Origin of the sequence: Streptococcus pasteurianus (assembly GCF_004843545.1) — a bacterium.
Taxonomy (GTDB): Bacteria; Bacillota; Bacilli; order Lactobacillales; family Streptococcaceae; genus Streptococcus; species Streptococcus pasteurianus.
This window is the reverse complement of record NZ_CP039457.1, coordinates 1,153,588-1,174,931: the sequence shown is the minus strand read 5'-3', so window position 1 is coordinate 1,174,931 and position 21,344 is coordinate 1,153,588. Positions and strand designations below refer to the sequence as shown.

The 21,344-nt window shown below is 36.4% G+C and carries 21 protein-coding genes and 1 riboswitch; of the genes, 16 read left to right on the top strand and 5 right to left on the bottom strand.

Annotated features, from left to right (window positions below):
* The first annotated feature begins 19 nt into the window (after positions 1-19).
* On the top strand, positions 20-391 hold the full coding sequence (locus tag E8M05_RS06225) for a TSUP family transporter (protein WP_267899342.1): 372 nt from the start codon (positions 20-22) through the stop codon (positions 389-391).
* 416 nt (positions 392-807) lie between these two features.
* On the opposite strand, the gene E8M05_RS06210 is transcribed toward E8M05_RS06225, so the two are convergent.
* On the bottom strand, positions 808-1,695 hold the full coding sequence (locus E8M05_RS06210; RefSeq protein WP_117508669.1) for a MurR/RpiR family transcriptional regulator: 888 nt from the start codon (positions 1,693-1,695) through the stop codon (positions 808-810).
* 157 nt (positions 1,696-1,852) lie between these two features.
* Here E8M05_RS06210 and E8M05_RS06205 point away from each other — a divergent pair, with 157 nt between their 5' ends.
* The 12 genes from E8M05_RS06205 (at position 1,853) to E8M05_RS06150 (ending at position 11,394) form a co-directional block, all read left to right on the top strand.
* Positions 1,853-2,251, top strand: a complete 399-nt coding sequence (locus E8M05_RS06205; RefSeq protein ID WP_003065003.1) for a Lin0368 family putative glycerol transporter subunit — start codon at positions 1,853-1,855, stop codon at positions 2,249-2,251.
* On the top strand, positions 2,241-2,582 hold the full coding sequence (locus E8M05_RS06200) for a Lin0368 family putative glycerol transporter subunit (RefSeq protein ID WP_003065001.1): 342 nt from the start codon (positions 2,241-2,243) through the stop codon (positions 2,580-2,582). The genes E8M05_RS06205 and E8M05_RS06200 overlap by 11 nt, the downstream gene beginning before the upstream one ends.
* Before the next feature lie 92 nt (positions 2,583-2,674).
* Complete coding sequence (locus E8M05_RS06195; protein ID WP_117508671.1) at positions 2,675-4,108, top strand: 6-phospho-beta-glucosidase; 1,434 nt, start codon at positions 2,675-2,677, stop codon at positions 4,106-4,108.
* 254 nt (positions 4,109-4,362) lie between these two features.
* The gene (locus E8M05_RS06190; RefSeq protein WP_048791442.1) at positions 4,363-5,181 is read left to right on the top strand and encodes a Cof-type HAD-IIB family hydrolase; all 819 of its coding nucleotides are present in this window, start codon (positions 4,363-4,365) and stop codon (positions 5,179-5,181) included.
* A complete protein-coding gene (locus E8M05_RS06185) occupies positions 5,178-6,005 on the top strand; it encodes a Cof-type HAD-IIB family hydrolase (RefSeq protein WP_136596430.1) in 828 nt (275 codons plus the stop codon). Before E8M05_RS06190 ends, E8M05_RS06185 begins: the two co-directional genes overlap by 4 nt.
* Entirely contained in the window at positions 6,002-6,658 is a 657-nt protein-coding gene (locus E8M05_RS06180; protein ID WP_003064992.1) for a GDSL-type esterase/lipase family protein, read from the top strand. The genes E8M05_RS06185 and E8M05_RS06180 overlap by 4 nt, the downstream gene beginning before the upstream one ends.
* Positions 6,659-6,749: 91 nt before the next feature.
* Positions 6,750-8,255, top strand: coding sequence for a glycoside hydrolase family 1 protein (locus E8M05_RS06175; RefSeq protein ID WP_003064990.1), 1,506 nt, complete (start codon positions 6,750-6,752; stop codon positions 8,253-8,255).
* Between the two features lie 317 nt (positions 8,256-8,572).
* The gene (locus tag E8M05_RS06170; RefSeq protein ID WP_136596429.1) at positions 8,573-9,394 is read left to right on the top strand and encodes a Cof-type HAD-IIB family hydrolase; all 822 of its coding nucleotides are present in this window, start codon (positions 8,573-8,575) and stop codon (positions 9,392-9,394) included.
* A 130-nt stretch (positions 9,395-9,524) separates the two neighbouring features.
* On the top strand, positions 9,525-10,100 hold the full coding sequence (locus E8M05_RS06165; protein WP_048791439.1) for an NAD-dependent epimerase/dehydratase family protein: 576 nt from the start codon (positions 9,525-9,527) through the stop codon (positions 10,098-10,100).
* A complete protein-coding gene (locus E8M05_RS06160) occupies positions 10,100-10,579 on the top strand; it encodes an RrF2 family transcriptional regulator (RefSeq protein ID WP_013851884.1) in 480 nt (159 codons plus the stop codon). The genes E8M05_RS06165 and E8M05_RS06160 overlap by 1 nt, the downstream gene beginning before the upstream one ends.
* 147 nt (positions 10,580-10,726) lie before the next feature.
* Positions 10,727-10,996, top strand: a complete 270-nt coding sequence (locus E8M05_RS06155) for a hypothetical protein (protein ID WP_013851883.1) — start codon at positions 10,727-10,729, stop codon at positions 10,994-10,996.
* Between the two features lie 29 nt (positions 10,997-11,025).
* The gene (locus E8M05_RS06150; protein WP_003064981.1) at positions 11,026-11,394 is read left to right on the top strand and encodes a hypothetical protein; all 369 of its coding nucleotides are present in this window, start codon (positions 11,026-11,028) and stop codon (positions 11,392-11,394) included.
* A 35-nt stretch (positions 11,395-11,429) separates the two neighbouring features.
* Here the strand turns inward: E8M05_RS06150 and E8M05_RS06145 are convergent, their stop codons facing one another.
* Positions 11,430-11,990, bottom strand: coding sequence for a TetR/AcrR family transcriptional regulator (locus E8M05_RS06145; protein WP_136596428.1), 561 nt, complete (start codon positions 11,988-11,990; stop codon positions 11,430-11,432).
* Positions 11,991-12,058: 68 nt separating this feature from the next.
* Entirely contained in the window at positions 12,059-13,387 is a 1,329-nt protein-coding gene (locus E8M05_RS06140) for an alanine/glycine:cation symporter family protein (RefSeq protein WP_048791437.1), read from the bottom strand.
* A 135-nt stretch (positions 13,388-13,522) separates the two neighbouring features.
* Positions 13,523-13,712, bottom strand: a riboswitch (glycine riboswitch).
* Between the two features lie 662 nt (positions 13,713-14,374).
* On the opposite strand from E8M05_RS06140, the gene pcrA reads away from it, so the two are divergent.
* On the top strand, positions 14,375-16,690 hold the full coding sequence (gene pcrA / locus E8M05_RS06135; protein ID WP_048791435.1) for a DNA helicase PcrA: 2,316 nt from the start codon (positions 14,375-14,377) through the stop codon (positions 16,688-16,690).
* A gap of 58 nt (positions 16,691-16,748) precedes the next feature.
* Here pcrA and E8M05_RS06130 read toward each other — a convergent pair whose 3' ends face one another.
* Positions 16,749-17,855, bottom strand: a complete 1,107-nt coding sequence (locus E8M05_RS06130) for an MFS transporter (RefSeq protein ID WP_231729882.1) — start codon at positions 17,853-17,855, stop codon at positions 16,749-16,751.
* A gap of 66 nt (positions 17,856-17,921) precedes the next feature.
* Positions 17,922-18,875, bottom strand: a complete 954-nt coding sequence (locus E8M05_RS06125) for an IS30 family transposase (RefSeq protein WP_003067143.1) — start codon at positions 18,873-18,875, stop codon at positions 17,922-17,924.
* Between the two features lie 552 nt (positions 18,876-19,427).
* Here E8M05_RS06125 and E8M05_RS11930 point away from each other — a divergent pair.
* Both E8M05_RS11930 and E8M05_RS06120 read left to right on the top strand, forming a co-directional pair.
* Positions 19,428-19,901, top strand: coding sequence for a recombinase family protein (locus tag E8M05_RS11930; RefSeq protein WP_425314571.1), 474 nt, complete (start codon positions 19,428-19,430; stop codon positions 19,899-19,901).
* Positions 19,902-20,005: 104 nt separating this feature from the next.
* Positions 20,006-21,310 (top strand): DUF4368 domain-containing protein, encoded by a 1,305-nt coding sequence (locus tag E8M05_RS06120; protein WP_438672069.1) that lies wholly within the window; start codon positions 20,006-20,008, stop codon positions 21,308-21,310.
* The last annotated feature ends 34 nt before the right edge of the window (positions 21,311-21,344 follow it).

The following is a 21,344-nucleotide window of genomic DNA, read 5'->3' as shown; positions in this document are numbered from 1 at the left end:
CAAGGGTTAACTGGATTTGGTGCTGGTATTGCCAAATTATTTCCCTATTTTGAAAAGTTCAGCTATGACTGGAGTTATTGCCCTTTTTCTTTGTGTAGGTATGATAATTAAATTCCGTCATATTATTAAAGTGAAAGAACTGTTCTTTCCAACAATTCTGTATATGACTGCTAGTAGTTTAGCTTTAATGATTGGTAAAGAAGTTAATAGTGCTATTTTGCAAAGGATTTTTGGGCTATTTTTGCTTATACTAGCAAGTTATTATTTAATTTTTGATAAAAATCAAAAAATTAATTTAAATAAGTTAACAAAAGTGGTTTTTATTCTTTTATCTGGTATTTGTGATGGTCTTTTTGGAATAGGTGGTCCATTAGTGGTCATTTACTTTTGAAATCAAACAGATACACAGGAGGAATACCTTGCCCAAATTCAAACCTTCTTTTTTATCAATGCATTTTATTTAACAATATTGAGAATTGCCCAAAATTGGTTATCGCTAAATGATTTTTCATATGTCTTTTTTGGTGGTATAGGAATTATTTTAGGAAGTCAGATAGGTGTCTATTTGATTCCTAAAATAAATGAAAAAATTGTCCGAAAAGTAACTTATGTCGTTATTGGTATTAGTGGAATGATTAATCTTTTTTAGCCCTCAAAAATCCCTATATTATTTTGTAATATAGGGATTTTCGTTAATTCTCTGGGACGTCAGCAGATGCTGAGAAGTCGTGGAGTTCTTTGAATTCGGTGAGTTGTTTGCTGTATTTGTCGCGAAAGAACCAAGTGGGAGACGAAGATGAAAACAAGTTACTCTTCTTCTGCTTCATTTAGAATTTTAGAACTTGATGTTCGCTCAAACTCGATAAGTTGTGACGCGTGAATTCTTAATGCTAATCGATTTTCATAATTTTGAGCAAATACTCCTGAATAAAGTAAATCTAAGAGATATGTGATTGAAGCATCCGTAGAAAAAGTGCCGATTTTTGAATAAAGTTTTTCACGAGTTGCTAGACGTAAGATACAGTTTGTGAGATTAGTTGATTTATTTTCCCCAAGACTTGTCAGCAAGATAATAGGGATATGATGACGACGTAAAAGTTTCATGACACGTTGTAAGGAAAGTGTTTCACCAGAATAACTAATAACCAAAGCACAAGATTCTTTTGGTACTAAATAAGCATCAAAAAGAATTTCGCCATGTAACTGATGAACATGAACATCCTTTTGAATGCGTTTCATATTATGTTGAAATTCTTGTGCATTTAGAAGATTATTACTAGCAGCGAAAATATGTATACTTTTTGCTTGTTCAAGTAAATTGACTGCTTGTTCTAGTGTAGCATTGTCTAAAAGAGAAACGGTATCTAATATTGCTTCTTGTTTTAACTTAGCAATTCTATTGGCAATTGTAATTAAGTTATCTTGCTTAGAAAAAGGGAGATTAGCATCTACACTTTGGGTAAGTTTATCTAGGTAATATAACTCAGTTAGAAAAGCTTTTTTAAAATCAACCCATCCACTAAAGTCAAGTTTTTTAGCGATTCTGACTAAAGCTGATTTAGAAGAATATGTTGCTTTAGCAATATCTGCAGTACTCATTCCCTCAATCGACTGCTTTTCTGATAAGAGGTAGTTAACAATGTGGCGTTCATTTGTAGAGAAAGGAAATATTTCCATTTTTTCAATTAAAAACATAAGTCTCCTTTTAAAAATTGATACAGGTTGAAACGTTGTTTTAAAAAATCATAGTTAATAAACTCAAAAAATAAAACACTGTTCTAAAATGTCATTATTCTCACTATTTTATTATAGCAAATGTTAAACTAAAAACGTTAGAAGGGGGTGTAATTACTTGAAATATAATACTAAAAAAATTATTCAAAAGTATCATCGATATTTGGTAGCGACTTTAGGATATTTTTTAGCAGGTGTTCTGGTCCCTACTATTTGGTCGTATTTTGCCAGCCCTTTTGGTTATTTAGCAGGTTTTATAGCAGCTATTATTGCTATTTTTCCTTTGTGGTATATCGTTCACTATAAGGGAATGGTCAAGCTCAATTGTGGAGATATTGGAGTTGATATGGGACTTGGTATTTCTACAGCAGTATTTATTCGCGATGCTATTGATTGTGGCTGGAATGGCGTTGCAAAAAGTTTTATGACAATGTTTCTTGTAACAATTGGGGCAATTTTAGCAGGATTTAGTGTTCATTATTTACAGGAGTTAAGGAGAAGAAAAAATGACAATTAGTCAAATGTTGTTGACAATGCTTGGAGGCTTTATTTTACCTTTTGTGATTTTATCCATTTGGGGAAGATTAGTTCTAAAGTGGAAAGCCTTTGGAGGATTTCTAGCTGCATTTATTATTATCGGACCAATTTGGTTACTTAACCATGGTATGGATTATTCTTTTATTACACAATCTGGAGATGTTTTTATTGACATGGGGCTAGCAACTGGTATTGGTGTTTATATTCACGGATTATTATCAGGTGGAAAAATCTATCAGTCGTGGGTTAATGTTATAGCTGCATTTGTAGGAGGCTCTTTAGCGGGGCTTGTGCTAAATATTATTTTTTGATAAAAAATAATTTTCTTGCATATATTTATTATTCTGTAAATCATTAGTTTTGTTTACTACTAGATACAATGATATTTAAAAGGAGTTTAATGATGACTTTTCCGAAAAATTTTCTTTGGGGTGGCGCTTTAGCTGCTCACCAATTTGAAGGCGGTGTTCTTGAAAACTCTAAAGGTTTAAGCGTAGCTGATGTCATGACAGCTGGTGCTCATGGTATACCACGTGTTATCACAAATGGGGTGATCGAAGGTAATTATTATCCTAATCATATTGGAATTGATTTTTATCATCGTTACAAGGAAGATATTGCACTTTTTGCAGCAATGGGCTTTAAATGCTTTAGAACAAGTATTGCTTGGTCTCGGATTTTTCCAACGGGATTTGAAACAGAACCTGAAGAAGAAGGATTACAGTTTTACGATGAGGTCTTTGATGAATTGTTGAAATACGGTATTGAACCAGTAATCACATTATCACATTTTGAAATGCCTTATGAATTGGCGAAGACAAACGGCGGTTTTATGAATCGTGAAACAGTTAATCATTTTGTAAAGTTTGCAGAGGTATGTTTTAAACGATATAAGTCAAAAGTAAAGTACTGGATGACCTTTAATGAAATTAATAATCAAATGAATTATGCTAATGATATTTTTGGTTGGACAAATTCAGGAGTTCATTTTGGAGACTATAAGAATCCTGAAGAAGCAATGTATATTTGTGCACACCATACCTTGGTTGCTTCAGCATTGGCTGTAAAAATTGGCAAGGAAATCAATCCAGATTTTCAAATCGGAAATATGATTGCTATGGTACCGACTTATCCTTATTCTTCACGTCCAGAAGATGTACTTCTAGCACATCAAGCGATGCATGATAAATGGTTTTTCTGTGATGTGCAAGTACGTGGACATTATCCTGCTTATGTCCTCAAGATGTTTGAACGCAAAGGATTCAATATTCCTATTACTGAAGAAGATAAGCGAATCTTAGCTGAAGGGACTGTTAATTATATCGGATTCTCATATTATATGACTAACACCGTTGATTCAACTGCTAATCGTGATATTTCTAACGCTGTTGAGGCTTCAAATTCTCATACAGTTACTAATCCTTATATCAAAGAATCTGATTGGGGATGGGCAATTGATCCTGTTGGTCTTCGTTATGCGCTGAATATTTTTTATGAGCGTTATGAAAAGCCACTTTTTATTGTTGAAAATGGTTTTGGTGCTATCGATGTTAAGGAAAAAGATGGTTCAGTTCATGATCAATATCGTATAGATTATTTAAGTAGTCATATTAAGGAGATGGAAAAGGCTATTGATGAGGATGGTGTAGAACTTATAGGTTATACACCTTGGGGATGTATTGATTGTGTTTCATTTACAACAGGAGAAATGAAAAAACGTTATGGCTTTATTTATGTGGATCGAAATAATGACGGTTCAGGAACACTAAAACGTAGCAAAAAAGATTCTTTTGATTGGTATAAAAAAGTTATTTCTTCAAACGGTAAAGTACTTTAGAAAGTTAAGCCATAAGGAGAAAAGTTGACTATTGTCATATGGAGATTAGCAAATACAGATGAATCAATGGCAGACTATCTTATTTTAAAATTAATACCTCTCATGCCAATCAAGTAGTGTTTTAGAATATATTATAAAAAATGATAATTTTTTTATGAATTATCATTTTTTCATATCATAGTATTAGTTTTTCTGATAATAAACAAGGATATTTTCAAGGAGATAGCATATAATGAATGTGGAAGGAGAGTATTATGACAATAAAAGTAATCGCAACAGATATGGATGGAACGTTTTTAACGGATGCTAAAACCTACGATAAAGTACTTTTTGAACATTTATTCGATAAATTTATGACTGATGATATTAAATTTGTCGCGGCAAGTGGCAATCAATATCGTCAAATTATTCAACAGTTTCCTAAGCACAAAGATCAGATGAGTTTTGTTGCTGAAAATGGCGGTCATATTATTGAAAATGGTAGAACGTTGCAAGAGGAGTTTGAGACTGTAGAAGCCGTTTCAGCCCTAGTAAACTATATTGAAAAGTACTACCCTGATACAGTAATTAACTTAGTTGGAAAAGAATTATCATACCTCCCTAAATCTACACCTGAAAAAATAAAAGAGTTGTTAAGCTATTATCTTCCTGTTTTAAAATATGTTGATAATCTTCATCCTATTCCAGATGATCGTTATTTTAAGGTAACTTTATTAGTTCGTGATGACTTAACTGCTAAAATTCAAACAGAAATTAATACAATTTTTGCTGATTATCAGTTAGCTGCAACTTCTAGCGGATTTGGCTGTATTGATGTAATCCCTTCACATGTTCACAAGGGAACGGGGCTTGATTTTCTATTGAATCATTGGGGATATGGACCAGAAAATCTCATGGTATTTGGTGATGGAGGCAATGATATTGAAATGTTAAAATTAGCAAAGTATTCCTTTGCAATGGCAAATGCTCCGCAGGAAATTAAATCTATTGCTTGTTATGAGGCGCCATCAAATCAAGAAAATGGTGTACTACAAATTTTATCAAATTATTTTTTAAAAGGTAACAAGTTATGATAAAGTTGATTGCAAGTGATATGGATGGAACATTTTTAAATCCTCAAGGTAGGTACGATAAAGAAAGATTTCAACAACTATTAGATCAACTAACTGAAAAAAATATTCTTTTTGTCGTGGCAAGTGGTAATCGCTTGGAAAGATTAACGACCATATTTTCAGATATATCTGGCAATATAGATTATGTTGCTGAAAATGGAGCGCTAGTCATTGATAAAGGAAGGGTTTTAGAACAAAAAGCTCTATCAGAACATCTTGTAGATGCTGTTATTGATTTTTTTGCAGATAAGCTAAGAACCTATCGTGTTATTTTATCAGGTATCAAGGCATCTTATGTTTTAGAAGGAACGATTTTTGAATCAGATACTTATTCAATTTCTCAAGATGAATTACATCAATTTTTTTCGACCCTCGTTTTTCTAGAAGATTTTGCAAAGCGCCCGAAAGACCAAATCGTTAAAATTACCATGATGATTGACTTAGATGAAATTGATGAGGTTACACTTCGTTTTAATCAAGAATTTCATGGTAACTTACGAGCTGTTTCAAGTGGTTTCGGTGCTGTAGATATTATTCAGACAGGAATTCATAAAGCTTGGGGGTTGCAAGTATTGATGACCAAATATGGTATTAAGTCTGAAGAAATTGCAGTTTTTGGTGATGGTGGAAATGATATTGAAATGCTAACGTTAGTAAAATATTCCTTTGCTGTAGCAAATGCTTCTCAGGAAGTCAAAAATGCAGCGCATTATATTATCCCGTCAAATGCTGAAAATGGTGTACTAACAGCTATTGAAAAAATCATTACGGGAGAAATTGGATGATAGAATTTCAAAAACTTTATCATAAAGCTGATGTGCAGGAGTACCGTCAGTTTATTTTAGTGGATCAACAGAATAAATTACGGGAAAAATATGCAGCCCTTAATAAAAGTGTTTCACATCCTAATATTCTATTTGTCGGTGATTCCATTACGGAATTCTTTCCGGTTCATGAATTACTAACGTCAACTGTGCGATTATATAATCGTGGGATTCATGGTATCACTAGTCAACAGCTTTTGAAGCACCTTGATAGTCAAGTGATTGATTTGAACCCCAATAGAGTGTTTCTTTTGATTGGCGCTAATGATTTAAAAACTCGTAGACCGGAAGAGGTTTATCAAACCATTCAAACAATCATTTTGGAGATTCATAATCAATTACCAGAAACAGATATTGTTTTAATGTCTGTCTTTCCAATAAATGAATCTCCCGAATTTATACGTACTCCAAGTCTTCGTACCAATCATAGCATTTCACAATTGAATGCTTATCTTAGTGAATTGACCAATGATAAGGTATATTGGCTTGATGTTCATGATTTGCTTTGTGATGAGTCTGGTCAATTAAAACGTGATTTGACACTTGATGGACTTCATTTGACAGTAGCGGGTTATCAAGTAGTTGCAGATATCATTAATCTATTCTTAATGTGATAGTATTAATTTATAAGATGATAATGCAAGATTACGCTTTCAAATAACAATATAATATTATTATACTTAATTGAAAGAAGGAAAACGATATATGACAAAAACATTTCCAAAAAACTTCCTTTGGGGAGGGGCTATTGCTGCTAACCAAGCCGAAGGTGCTTATAACGAGGACGGTCGTGGACTTGTTGCGACTGATGTGACAACAGGTGGTAGTGTGGATGCACCACGTTATATGACGTATATTGATAAAGATGGTAAACCTGGTAAAGTCTCAGCAATGGGACATAATGGTAAAATTCCAGAAGGTGCTAAGTATGCTGTACTTGACACTGAACATTACCCTAATCATGTAGCAGTTGATTTCTATCACCGTTATAAAGAAGACATTAAATTGTTTGCTGAAATGGGTTACTCAATTTTTCGTTTGTCTATTTCTTGGGCTCGTATTTTTCCAAACGGTGATGATAAGGAGCCTAATCAAGCTGGGTTAGATTTCTATCGTTCAGTTTTTGAAGAATGTCGTAAGTATAATATTGAACCTTTAGTTTCAATTTGGCATTTTGATACTCCACTTGCCTTGGAAGAAAACTATGGCGGTTGGAAAAATCGAAAACTCATTGATTTTTATGTTCGCTATTGTGAAGTGATTTTCAATGAATACAAAGGTTTAGTTAAATATTGGTTAACCTTCAATGAAATTAATAATACGACAATGTTCCTTGATATGTTTGGGGCAAAGGCAAGCGATGCCGACTACCAAGAAGGTTATCAAGTTCTACATAACCAATTCGTAGCGTCAGCCAAAGCAGTACAACTTGGGCATGCTATCAATCCTGATTTTATGATTGGTAACATGATTTGTGGTATCACATTCTATCCAGGTACTTGTGATCCGGTAGATATTCTAGCTAACGAACATAAATGGGAATCTGGTATTTATTATTGTGGGGATGTTCAAGTAAAAGGAAAATACGGTACTTATGCGAAACGTCTTTGGAAAGAACACAATGTTAACTTAGATATTACAGAAGAAGATCTTGAAGATTTGAAACGCGGCACAGTTGATATGTACACATTCTCATATTATATGTCAAACAATGTGACAACTCACGAAGGTGGTGAACAGGTATCTGGTAACTTCTCGGCAGGTGCTAAAAACCCTTATTTAACTTACTCTGATTGGGGCTGGGCACATGATCCAGTTGGTCTTCAATATTACCTTGAAAAGATTTATGATCGTTATGAAGTTCCATTAATGGTTGTTGAAAACGGTCTTGGTGCCTTTGATACGGTTGAAGAAGATGGGTCAATTCACGATGATTATCGTATTGATTACCACCGTGCTCATATTAATGCCATGGCAGATGCGATTGCTAATGGCGTTAACCTCATTGGTTACACAACTTGGGGTTGTATTGATATTGTTTCAGCAGGTACAGGTGAAATGCGTAAACGATATGGCTTTATCTATGTTGACATGGATGATGAAGGTAAAGGAACTCTTAATCGTACACCGAAAGATAGCTTTTATTGGTACAAGGAAGTTTTAGCTACCAATGGACAAAAAGCCATCGAAGAATCAACTCAAAATAGTTAATCGGTATAAAATATGTGAACTCCTGGAACTTCCGTCTTTTGGCGGAAGTTTTTTTAAAGTTGAAAGAAATAAAAGAATTGTTGTAATGTTTCTTTTATTACTATAAAGTGATAGTAAACTAATGAAATTATAGACAAATTTTATATAGTTGAATTTGGTTAAGTAATAGAAAAGCGCTTTATAAATTTTGTGCAGATGTTGCCCTTTCATTGATTGACTTTAGAGTGAATTCAGTAGTGTTTGAAGCGTTTTCTCTTTTTTGTAATTCATGATATAATGAGTTAATGTTTTAGTGAATGGTGAGGAGTAATAGACTTATGATAAAAATGATCGCAGTTGATATGGATGGAACTTTTTTAGATGAAAATGGGCGATATGACATTGAGCGATTTGAAAAAATACTTGAAGAATTAGAAAAACGTGAGATTTTATTTGTCGTGGCAACTGGTAATCAGATTTCGCGGATGCGTCATATTTTTGGTGAGCAATCAGATAGATTGGCTTACGTTGTCGGCAATGGCAGTCACGTTATTGTGAAAAATGAGACCAAGATTTTAAAAAATCTGAGTGAGAAGCAGTTGGAGCATTTGTTTGCTTACTATGAACATCATTTTGATGACTATCATGTTGTTGTTTCATCGCCAGAGCATTCTTATATGACCAAAGGGGCTTTTTCATGCGATAACTTAGCAGATAAAGCCAGTTTGGATTACTATAATAACAGCTTTCCGAATGTGATTTTACTTGATAATATGTCTGAAATGCCACAAGAAGCCATTAATAAGATAACCATGAAGGTTCCAATGTCAGCAGAAGAAAAGGTAACCAACGATTTTAGGCGTGAATTTCCTGACTTGGTGCTAATGGCAAGCGGTTTTGGAGCGCTTGATGTTGTCCTACCAAATATTGATAAAGCTTGGGGATTAAAGCAAATCATGACACTTTTTGACATTAGCCCAGATGAACTTATGGCATTTGGCGATGGAGATAACGACCTAGCCATGTTGTCTTTGGCTTATCATTCTTATGCTATGGAAAATGCGACAGAGCGCGTGAAAGAAACAGCCAGATTTATTGCACCAGCTAATACCAAATCAGGCGTTTTCCAAGTTATCGAAGCGTATTTAAAGGAAAATTAAAGTATTTTAATACCAAAATTCTTGAGATAATTAATCTTAAGAATTTTTTGAACTTATCTTTTGACAAAAAAAGTCTCAAGATATAAAATATAAACCGTAGATAAAAAACATCCAAAGAATGGAGCATGTGATGACAACAATTGTATTATTAGGTGGAAATGGTTATATCGGTCGGAATGTCACTAAAAATTGGCTAAAAAAAGACTTAAGTGCTGAATTTTACGTTTTATCGCGTTCTGGAAAAAATGAATTGAAGGATTCGCGTATTAAAAATATAGCTGTTGACGTCACATCTGTGGGAGCAGTTGAAGCAGTATTGCCAGAAAAAATTGATTATATTATCGATTTTATTGGACGACCAGAAAAAGATGTTGACCTATTTAAAAAAGTTAATAATTTACCTGCTCAAGTTATGCTTAGGGTTGCTGAAAAACATCGTGTGAAAGCAATGGGGTTTATTGGTGGTGTTCTCGGTCCGAAATCGTTTGTAAATGGGAAGAAGCTGATTATCGAATCTTTGGAAAAATCAGATATTCCATTAGAAGTGGTTGAGCCAACGATTGTCTATGGGAATGGACGAGCTGATACTTTAGCCAAAATGGTTCCTATTTTGAAAGTGGTGGGTGTTTTAGTAAAGATGCTAAAACCTGTCCATGTTGACGATGTCGCTAATGAGTTAATAACACAACTAATCAAGAGGTCATAATGAAATTAAATAAAAGCTTTGAGCAAGCAGTTTATGTGCTAACGATGTTAGCTTTACAAGAAAATCATACACCAGTTAAAAGTCGTGTTCTTAGTGATATTTTAGAAGTGTCGGATTCTTATTTGAAAAAAATCCTTGTTAAATTAACAAGAGCAGGTCTCATTCAATCAAATGCTAGTAAAGTTGGTGGGTATCAGTTAGCCCAATCTGTGACAACTATCACACTTAAAGACGTCTTTTTTGCTCTTGATTTACAAGCTAATGTTATCGAATTCAAACATATGGCTCATCACATCTATGATGATACAAGTCACGTTAAACAAGTTGAAAATAAGGTTCAACAAACATTGGAAAAAGGACTTTTTGCATTCTATCACGAGTTGGATACATTGACAATTGCTGATTTACTCCAAGAAGAAGCCTATGAGAATGGTGCTATTAATTGGAGCAATAAAGTAAAAAATCATCTCAATAAATAGCTATCCTGCAGTTAAACATTCTCTCTTATTTCTGAAAAGCACCGTAGGGTGTTTTTTTCATATCCGACACTTTCTTTAAAAGTTGTTGTGTTAAAAGGCGCTAAAAATTTCTATACTAGGATTATCAAAGGAAAGGAGTTCTTGGATATGTCAATCACAGAAAAAAATGAAAAAATTGCCGAAAAAGTTGTTGCCACTCATAAAATCATTGAAAAAACAGTTGTCGGTGCTTACAAAGCCTCAGAAACTGGCGCTGTCAATGGATTCAATAAAGTTTCAGGCAAATTCATTGAAAAATTCTTTACAAAAGATGGTGAAAGTGTCGAAGAGGCTAAAAAACGTTTAGCAGCATCAGCTGAAAAATCAAAAACACGTTCAAAAGACATTAACGAAAAAGCTAAATCTCATAAATATTAAATCGTTTTGGTAAATAGAAAGGACAAAACATGAAAAAATCAGATTTTATCACACTTATTACCTATACAGTTAGCACTTTAGTCTTGGCTCTTGGGATGTGCATGTTTACACTTCCTGATTGGCACTTGCAAAATATCGGCTTGCCAGTTGCTATCGTTGGTCTCCTGCTCGAAGTGATTTCTTGGGTGATTCAACGTCGCTTGGCTGGCAAAGGAGCCCCAAACGTCAATCCAAAACTAGTTGGAAAAGTAGTCTATTCCGTTGTTGCTGCGCTTGTTTTCGGTGGTGGTTTTGCCTTGATTAGCTCAGGAAATTTTGTTATAGGATTCGTTTTAAGTCTAGTTGGTCTGGTACTACTTATCGGTATTATTCCAGTTGTTGTCGGTTTGAAAAATTAAGAAAATAAATTAGCTGAGACAAGTGCTCAGCTAATTTATTTGTCTTCATTTGGAATACAAGTTTGAATAATTTCTGAAATAAATGAAATATCGTCAGAACAATCATTAGAAATCCAACCTCGGATAACTTGAGTAATACCTGCTAAGAAGAAGCTAGCCATATACGTCATTTTGACCTTATCTGTAACACCATGCGCATAATAAGACGGTTTAAAAATGTGGTTAACTAACCGATCAGAGCGTTCTTTATGATGAAAATCATGTTCGTGTTCGAGATAAATTTTATAAATGCGTTGATGATTCTTCACAAAAGTTAAATAGGGAATTAGATAGGCATCGTCTATAAAACGCGTCTCATCTGTCATGTTAAAATCAGCTTGATATTCTTCGAATTCAGCAATAAAAAGAGAAGTCAAGTAATCATAAGCATCTTCCAATAGTTCGTACTGATTGCTGTAGTAGCTATAGAAAGTGGAACGATTTACAGCGGATTGCCGGCAAATTTTGCTAACAGTGATATGATCAAATGTCTCATTATCCAATAACAAAATAAGAGTTTGTTGAAGTTTGAGTTTTGCTGCTTGATGTCCAGCCATACACGCCTCCTTATCCTATCTTATTTTATCATAATAAAACCTAAGCTTGCTGTAGCTTAGGATAATTTTTATTTCTTGGCAAAATAACGTTTTGTTTCATGGATAATGACAGGTGAGAGTGCCAGGAGGGCAATCAAGTTTGGTAAAGCCATAAGCCCATTAACGATATCAGCGATAACCCAAATCAATTCTAATTTGAGGAAGCCTCCGAGGGCAACCATGACAACGAAGATGCTACGGTAAAGTTTGATGCGTTTTGTTCCGAAAAGGAATTCAAAACAACGTTCGCCGTAATAAGACCAACCAAGAATTGTGGTAAAGGCGAATAAAACAAGACAAAAAGTAAGAGCAAGCGCTCCATATATACCAAAAACTGATGAAAAAGCAGCTTGTGTCAGTGGAGCTCCTTCAAGACCAGAGACAGTCCATTTTCCGGTAACAATGACAGAAAGTCCAGTTAAAGTACAAATGATGATTGTATCAATAAAAGTTCCTGTCATTGAGATTAGCCCTTGTTCAACTGGTTCTTCTGTTTTAGCAGCAGCAGCGGCTATAGGTGCTGATCCTAATCCAGATTCATTAGAGAAGACACCACGAGCAATCCCTTTTTGAATTGCCTCTTTAACAACTGAACCCGTAAACCCACCAATAGCTGCTGTACCAGTAAAAGCTCCAGAAAAAATTTCACTGAATGCAGGTATAATCTGATTAGCGTGACCAAAAATAACAGCGAGTGTGGCAATAATATAAATAATAGCCATGAAAGGTACGACTTTTTCAGCTACTTTAGAAATAGATTGAATACCACCAAAAATGATGATAGCAACAAGAACGGCAATGACAACACTTACGATTTGTGGTGCCAAACCAAAAGAATTTTCAAGTGATGATGTAATTGAGTTTACTTGTGAGAATGTCCCAATACCAAAGTAAGCAACCAAAACTCCAGCAACTGCAAAGAAAGCAGCTAAAGGTTTCCAACGTTTACCCATACCATTGATGATGTAATACATTGGACCACCAGAAATTTCACCATTATCATCTTTAGTGCGGTATTTAATAGCAAGAAGCCCTTCAGAATATTTTGTAGCCATTCCAAAGAAAGCAGCTACCCACATCCAAAAGAGAGCTCCAGGTCCACCAGCTTTAATCGCTGTAGCTACCCCAACGATATTTCCTGTTCCAATAGTAGCTGCAAGTGCGGTAGCGAGTGCAGCAAAGCTTGAGATATCTCCTTGTCCTTTATCATCAGTAAAGATTAATTTAAAAGCTTTAGGTAGTTTGATGATTTGGAGAAGCCCAAGACGAACAGTTAAGTAAACACCAGTCCCAACGAGTAAGATTAAAAGCGGTGCTCCCCAGACAATATCATCAAGTGAAGTAAAAAAGTCTAACATAAAAAGAAATAGTCTCCCCATTTTAAATATAGCGCCAAAGATGCCAATAGAAATAGAAAAAGAGTTATCTAAAAAAGATAACTCCTGAAAAGTGATAAGAAGACTTAGCAAGCCTAATGCTCGCCTGTGAATCTATTCTTATCTTCTGTCCTTTTGCCTGAGAGTTTGAGTTGACAAAGTCAACCTTGCCCCTTCGGCGCCTAATCTAGATAACCCAATTAGCATCAGTAGGTAATACAAAGTCCTTAAAAACACTACTGACTCTAGTGGAAATTCTAGCTGTCATCAAAGCATTTGATAACAAGGCCTCTCCAGAAGTCCGTCCGTCACCCAGTCCTGTCTATGACACCTGAGAGCGTAACTCCTTCGGCGAAAGGCAAGCTTTCTTCTCCTGAATGACATCATTCGGTTTGCTATTAATTTGTTTACTATATTAAAGTAAAATCCGAACTTTGTCAATAGTATTTTTTGTAATGTTTGGGAAAAGTGCTATTTTATGCAATAATAAAGGAATAATTTGCAACAAATATTAATAATCTTGTCAATGTCATATGACGTGATATTGACATAATTAACAATAAAATCCTTGTCAGACTATGTATTTTGGCAACGATAATAGCGCGATAATGGTGTCATCTACAACCATGTTTTTTAGCCAATTGTCAAACTGTTTGTTCAGATAGCTCACTTTGAATATGCAAGATGAAATGCAAGTCTGATTCTTGTCCTTTACTGGGAGAAAGAATGACCAGCTCATTTTGACAATTATTGAGGATTTGGCAGACTAATTTTGACCAAGTGGCAACGGGAAGTATTTCAGACTTATTTCTTAAAAATTTGCCAAACAAAGTGAAACCAGCCAACACTATTTTCCAAAAAATGGTACAATAGATAAGCATTATTTTATATGACTAATTAATCTAGAGAGGAATAAAACTCGGATAATTTGCTTATTTAGCGAAATAGTGACATCCGTGGTATTTTACGATGAATCCTTTACTAAATGGTATGAATGACAAGCAGGCAGAGGCTGTTAAGACAACGGACGGTCCGCTTTTAATCATGGCGGGAGCTGGTTCTGGTAAGACACGTGTTTTAACGCATCGTATTGCTTACTTAATTGATGAAAAATTTGTAAATCCTTGGAATATCCTTGCGATTACCTTTACGAATAAAGCGGCGCGTGAAATGCGTGAACGTGCTATGGCGTTAAATCCTGCGACGGCTGATACGTTGATTGCAACTTTCCATAGCATGTGTGTGCGAATTTTGCGTCGTGATGCTGACCACATTGGCTATAATCGCAATTTTACGATTGTTGACCCAGGTGAGCAGCGAACGCTCATGAAACGTATTTTAAAAAATCTGAATCTCGACCCTAAGAAATGGAATGAACGTGCGATTCTTGGGACGATTTCAAATGCCAAAAATGATTTGCTTGATGAGGTAGCTTATGAAAATCAAGCAGGTGACATGTACACGCAAATTGTTGCCAAATGTTATAAGGCTTATCAAGAAGAATTGCGCCGCAGCGAAGCAATGGATTTTGATGACCTTATCATGTTAACGCTTCGTTTGTTTGACCAAAATCCTGATGTTTTGGCTTATTACCAACAACGCTACCAATACATTCATGTAGATGAGTATCAAGATACTAACCATGCGCAATATCAATTGGTGAAACTTTTGGCGTCTCGTTTTAAGAATATCTGTGTTGTTGGTGATGCTGATCAATCCATTTATGGTTGGCGTGGTGCAGATATGCAAAATATCCTTGATTTTGAAAAGGATTATCCAGAAGCAAAAGTTGTTCTATTGGAAGAAAATTATCGTTCAACCAAGAAAATCTTGCAAGCAGCAAACGCGGTGATTAATAACAATCGCAATCGTCGTCCGAAAAAATTGTGGACGCAAAATGCTGACGGTGAGCAGATTGTCTATTACCGTGCGCGTGATGAACGTGAAGAAGCAGTCTTTGTCGCTTCTACGATTGACAATATTGTCCGCGAAGAAGGCAAGAACTTCAAAGATTTTGCAGTTCTATACCGTACTAATGCGCAATCACGTACCATTGAAGAAGCTTTGTTAAAATCAAACATTCCTTATACAATGGTTGGTGGAACAAAATTTTACAGCCGTAAGGAAATTCGTGATGTGATTTCATACCTCAATGTGATTGCAAATACTGCGGATAATATCAGTTATGAACGTATCGTCAACGAACCAAAACGTGGCGTTGGTCCTGGTACCCTTGAAAAAATTCGTGATTTTGCCAATATGCAAAACATGAGTTTGTTAGATGCATCTGCTAATATCATGCTTTCTGGCGTAAAAGGAAAAGCAGCACAAGCGGTTTGGGATTTGGCGAATCTGCTCATGAAATTTCGTGATGACTTAGACCAGATGACTGTTACAGAATTGGTCGAAGCTGTTCTTGACAAAACTGGTTACCTTGATGCCCTTCGTGTGCAAAATACCCTTGAAAGCCAAGCGCGTATTGAAAATATCGAAGAATTCTTGACTGTAACTAAGAATTTTGATGATAATCAAGAAGATGCCCCAGAAGATGAAGCTGGTATTGACAAACTAAGTCGTTTCTTAAATGATTTGGCTTTGATTGCTGATACCGATGACGGTGATGCGGAAACTGCAGAAGTGACCTTGATGACTTTGCACGCTGCCAAGGGGTTGGAATTTCCAATTGTTTTCTTGATTGGTATGGAAGAAGGCGTCTTTCCACTTTCTCGTGCCGCCGAGGACCAAGATGAATTAGAAGAAGAACGCCGTTTGGCTTACGTTGGGATTACACGTGCAGAGCAATTGCTTTTTGTAACCAATGCTAACACACGTACTTTGTTTGGTAAGACAAGCTATAACCGTCCGTCACGTTTTATTCGTGAAATTGATGACGAATTATTGCAATACCAAGGTTTAGCGCGTCCAGCTAATTCATCATTTGGTGTTCGATATAGCAATAGTAGTGATGAGCAATTGACTTTCGGACAAGGCATGAGCTTACAGCAAGCTCTTCAAGCACGTAAAGCAAAAGTTCAACCAACATCAAGTCGTGGAGCGCAGCCATTTTCAAAAGCTGGCAAAGCTGTTCCAGTTGGTCAATCAGCTAGCGCTTCAAAAGAAGCGGTCGATTGGCAAATTGGTGACATTGCTCACCATAAAAAATGGGGTGATGGTACCGTTCTAGCCGTTACAGGAAGTGGAAAAACACAAGAACTTAAAATCAATTTCCCAGAAGTTGGGCTTAAAAAACTACTAGCCAGCGTCGCACCGATTGAGAAGAAATAAACAAGTGTAAATCAAAAGGAATCTGAGACAAAACTCAGGTTCCTTTTTAGCAAGATTTTTAATCAGTATTAATTGTTTTGCTCGGTGTTGAGAATCTAAAGATAATGACTGCTACAATAAGAAATGTAAGCCAAGTGAATGTGATGTTCCACGAAGATAAGCTGCTAAATAAAACGGTTCCGACAGGAAGTGACAAGGTGAATAAAAAAGACAAGAAATTATTCGTCTGTGCTAAGGTATTAGCAGGAAGTTTGCTTAGTAATAGAGAATTAATTTTAGGATTGACTTTTCCCACCAGATAACTCGCGAATGCTAGTAGCAGCACACCGAAAATTAACGGTAGGTGAATGAGGTTAGACAGACCAACGAGAAAGAAAATAACGGCATTAATTTTTAGCAACTCCCTAACTGATTTCTTAGAAAAGTAATCGTGTGGCGTTAAGCTTCCTATCAGAATACCTCCAACTAAGATAAACTCAATAAGAAGTAGCGCTTGGCTGTAAGAAAGGTGACCGATTTTGGCAGTCAGTAGCCAAATATTATAAATGGCATTAAGTGAGCCAGCAAGCATATTTAAGCAAAGAATTGACAGAAGCAGCCGACTAAAATCTGCTGTACTAGCTTCATTGAAAATCAGCATCACATTATGGTATAAAGCTGAAAATTGCTCTTTTAATGACTGTTTTTTTCCATTGGCCAAGACATCATAATTGACGTTATCTTTGATGAGTAATACCACTAGTGCTGATAGTAAAAATGATAGCGCATTAATGAGTGCGACAAGTGAAAAGTTCTGCTTAGAAACCGTTAACAACCAGATGCCCAAGGCTTGTCCAGAAAAATTGCAGACGTAAGAGATGAATTGTGTAAAGGAATAGGCTTCGATTAAATCTTCTTGGCGAATGTATTTCTGAATAATGGGCATCCGCAGACCATTTGAAAAGTCACTTAGCATATCACTAAGCATATTAAACAGACAAATAAAAGAAAAAGCAAGCAAACTAGGCTCATTGATTATGAAAGCTAAGAATGTAAAAATAATTGCTTGAACGAAACCTGTGATAATAATCCATTTCTTTTTAGCTTGGGTTTGGTCAGCTTTTATTCCAATCCAAATGGTAAAGAGCGTCGGAACGACCATTGTCACATTAGCAATACTCACCATAATTTTTGAATGAAAAACGGTAGCAGCATAGACGACAAAAACAATATGCCAAATTTCAAGTTCAAATTAGCCAGTCTGTAAAAACTCTTTAGGAGATTTATAATTGAATAGTTTCTTTGGATAGTTGTTAATCCAGTTTTCAATAAATGCGACTTGTTGTTGAGTCGCATTTTTGCTTCCCTTAGGCAACCAACGCCGGATGAGTCTATTATGATTCTCATTAGTACCACGCTCCCAAGAAGAATACGGGTGGGCATAGTAGATATGAGTAGGGTCAAAAACTTCTGCTAAACGACTGAACTCAGCCCCGTTATCAGCTGTGATAGAGTTCATTTGATAATCCTTGAGGATTGCTTTCAGAGCTTGATTGACTGAAAACGCGGACTTATCGGGAATGAGTCGAATGATTTGATAACGACTCTTTCTATCGGTTAGAGTCAACAGACACTCGTTTTTTGCCCGTGTTTGAATAACTGTATCAATTTCAAAATCACCGATATTCTCACGCTTATTAATGCTTTCTGGTCGTTCCTCAATAGACTTTCCAGCTGGCTTAAAATTGGGACTAGCATGCTTTTTCTTAGCTTTCTCTTGTCGAGGATAAAGCATATCAGCCTTGGTCAATCCTAAGTGTCCATGATGAATCCAGTAGTAAATGGTAGAGATGGGAACAGGTATCCCTTTTGACTTTATCATCATCTCGGGAGAGTATTTCTGTTCGATGTAGTGAGTTATCTTTTCTTTGAGTCCCTTGGTTAGGGAGACTTGTTTAACAGAACGTTTGCGATTGTTTTGATAGGCTTTTTGAGCAAAATCAGCTGAGTAGATCACTTCAAATTTTCCTTTACGCACTTGTTGTCTAACCTGACCACGTTTGACTTCGTTGTGAATGGTTTGAGGAGCTTTAGCTAATCTCCTAGCGATTTCACGGTTTGAGAGCCCTTCTTGAAGCCAACGTTCAATCATTCTACGTTCAGTTAGTGTTAAATGTTTACTTTTTGGTGTATAATAGTTTTGCATCTCAGAGTCTTTCTAATTGTTGTTGTGGTGATTACAATTATATCTCTCTGAGATGTTTTTTGATACCCTTAGGTGGCTAACTTCATTTTAGAACTTTCCGACAAAAACAATATTGTACAAGGTGTAGTAAGTTTGAAGAGACTTCTTAATCACTCAATTTTAGAGAAATGGAGCTCCTAATTGATTAAAAAGTCTCTTGAGGCTTATTTTTTTACCTCAAAGGGCAAAATTGTATTTTTTTTAAAACATTTCAAAGCAATATTACTTTTTACCCTCTCCCACATGTGTTTAGTGTAGGAAACTTTTTTACCGACAAGAAATCCATGAAAATGAGAGAAGTTATATTGCGATCCTGTAAAAAGGCGTCTGAGCAATGGGTTATGTGTAAGGAATTTTTCGGTTTCTTACACGAACTTTGGCAACAGAATAGCCTGCTCATAGTGATACCAGAGAATTTTCTGGAAAATACGTCCCGGAAACATCGGGACCTGGTACAGGAACGGATATGGGGTGAAAACAGGAGCCAAATGAAAGAAAGGATGGCGTCAGAGAATGGCACAGACACAGGGATTCATGACAGTGTTGTATGAGCGTCTTAGTCGTGATGATGAATTAAACGGAGAGTCCAACAGTATTTCCAATCAGAAAAAGCTCTTGGAACAGTATGCGAAAGAGCATGGCTTTACCAATCTGATTCATTTTACAGACGATGGAATTTCCGGTACAAGATTTGACCGCCCCGGCTTTCTTGCCATGATGAAAGAAGTGGAGTCCGGGAAAGTTGGGACGATCCTGATTAAAGATATGAGCCGAATGGGAAGGTATTATCTGAAGGTCGGGCAATATATGGAACTGCTCAGACAGAAGAATGTGCGTCTGATCGCAGTCAATGAAAATGTAGACAGTTTTCGGGAAGATGATGATTTTACACCATTCTGGAATATTATGAATGAATGGTATGCAAGGGATACCAGTAAGAAGATCAAGTCAACCTTAAGGCAAAGGGAAAATCCGGCAAGCATGTAGCCAGCACAACACCGTATGGCTATTTAAAATATCCGGATAATCCTGACCACTGGATCGTTGATGAAGAAGCTGCAAAGATTGTGCAGAGGATTTTTCATATGACCATGGACGGGCGTGGACCGTATCAGATCGCAAAGATTCTGAAAGAGGAACAGGTGGAAATTCCGGCGGTGCATATGGCGAAAAAAGATGCTGGCTTATGGAAAGGCAGAGCGGATGAAATCAAAGCTCCTTATGGATGGAGTTCTTCCACTATCGCTGGAATTTTGAAGAAACGGGAGTATCTTGGTCATATGGTGAACTTCAAAACCAGAAAGCATTTTAAGGATAAGAAAAGCCATTATGTAGGGGAAGACCAGTGGACGGTGTTTGAGGACACACAGGAGCCTATCATAGATCAGGAAACCTTTGATAACGTCCAGCGGATCAGAAGCAATGTGAGAAGATACCCGGATGGATGGGGAGAAGCACATCCCCTGACGGGACTGATGTATTGTGCAGATTGTGGAGCAAAAATGTATGTCCACCGGGTAAACAATGGAAAAAGAGTCCCACAGTATACCTGTTCTGCCTATTCAAAAGTTCCGGTTGGAACACTCTGCCCGACACAGCACAGGATCAACGCAGATGTGGTCATGGAGCTGATTAAGGAGCTTTTAAAGGCGATTGCAGAATATTCCCAGTTGAACTGGGAGGAGTTCATAGAGACGGTGAGAAAGGCACAGACCTCACAGCAGTCCAGTGAGATCACAAGACTGAAAAGCAGACTGTCAGAAGCACAGAAACGTGTGCAGGATCTGGAAAAACTGCTCTGCCGGATTTATGAGGATAACATTCTTGGCAAGCTGCCGGATGAACGATATGCGATTCTGGACGGACAGTATTCCAAAGAGCAGAAAGAGTTATCAGCAGAGATCGCAGGAATGGAAGCAGAGTTATCCGGTTATGAGGAAGGTCGCAGATCTGCGGAGAAGTTCATTGCCATGGTCGATAAGTATCAGAATTTTGAGGAACTGACTACTTACATGCTGAATGAGTTTGTGGAGAAGATCGTTGTGCATGAGCGTGACCGGAAAGGCAGTATTGAAACAACACAGGAAGTGGAAATCTATTTTAATTTCATCGGACGGTATTTGCCACCACACTTCGGAGAGGTGGAGCTGACACCGGAAGAAATCGAAGAAATGAAAAAGAGGGAAGCCAGAAAAGACAGGCTACATCAAAATTACCTGAAAAGAAAAGCAAATGGCAAACAGCAGGAATACTATGAACGAACCAAAGAGAAAAAGAAAGCAGAGATGGATGCGAAGAAAGAGGAAATCCGGAAGGAAGATATTGCGAAAGGTGTCTTTATTCCATGCTTCCACCTGCGAAACCAACGAAAGACAAACTATAAGAGTTGTCAATAGTTTGTTCTAAATTTTTTTTAAAAAATTTTAGAAC